We start from the raw sequence: 1177 nt of genomic DNA, 5'->3' as shown, positions 1-1177 counted from the left end.
CGGGTCGCGCGCTCGTGGATCTACACCCTGTTGGCCCGCTACCGCGCCGAGGGCTCAGCCGGCCTCGAGCCGCGCTCCCGACGCCCGGCGTCTAATCCGCGCCAACTCTCAGCCAGCATCGAAGAACGAATTATCCAGCTGCGCAAGCAACTTAGCGAACAAGGCCTCGACGCCGGGCCGCAGACGATCGCCGTTCACCTGCACCGCCAGAGCGGCTACGCTCCCGCACTATCGACGATCCACAAGATCTTGCGCCGCCGCGGCTTCATCACCGCCCAACCACGCAAACGCCCCCGCAGCAGCTACATCCGCTTCCAGGCCGAACAACCCAACGAATGCTGGCAAGCCGACATCACCCACTGGCAGCTGGCCGGCCCCGACACCACCGCGGCCCCCGGGGCCCAGATCGAGATCCTCAACATCCTCGACGACCACTCCCGCAAAGCCCTGATCTGCACCGCCCGCCCCGTGTTCACCGCGGTGGCCGTGCGCGACTGCTTCCGCGACGCGTTCGCCGCCCACGGCCTGCCCGCCGCCGTGCTCACCGACAACGGCATGGTCTTCACCGCCCGACACGCCACCGGCCCCGGCGGGCGTACCGCGTTGCAAACAGAACTGGCCACCCTGGGCGTCGTGTTCAAAAACTCCCGGCCCTACCACCCCCAGACCTGCGGCAAGGTCGAACGCTTCCACCAAACCCTCAAAAAATGGCTCACCCGCCAACCCCCCGCAGCCACCCTGGCCGACCTACAAGCCCAGCTCGACGCCTTCACCGACTACTACAACACTGTGCGCCCACACCGCTCCTGCCACCGCCACACCCCCGACCACACCTACCGCGCCCGACCCCACGCCGGGCCCGCCGGCACACCCGCGGGCATCCACTGGCGAGTCCGCACCGACCACGTCGACCGCTACGGCAAAATCACCCTGCGCCACGCCGGCCGCTTGCACCACATCGGGATCGGCCACCGCTGGGCCAACACCGCAGTCCTCATGCTCATCGCCGACCTAGACATCCGCATCATCGCCACCACCGGCGGCCAACTCATCCGCGAACTCACCCTCGACACCACCCGCAACTACCAACCCCAAAAACCAAAAACACCCCCAGCCAACAACTGAAGGTGTTCACTATGTCGCGAGACATCTGTCCTCAATGTCTCGCGACATCACA

The 1177-nt window shown here is 66.7% G+C and carries 1 protein-coding gene; it reads left to right on the top strand.

The genetic code is table 11. From position 1 onward, the window contains the following. The coding region (locus AC5Y5O_RS32020) for an IS481 family transposase (RefSeq protein ID WP_500028747.1) at positions 1 to 1125 on the top strand (1125 nt) is incomplete at its 5' end. Between the last annotated feature and the right edge of the window lie 52 nt (positions 1126 to 1177).

This window comes from Mycobacterium sp. NGS40 (genome assembly GCF_059812735.1).
This window is presented reverse-complemented; position numbering and strand designations above follow the sequence as displayed.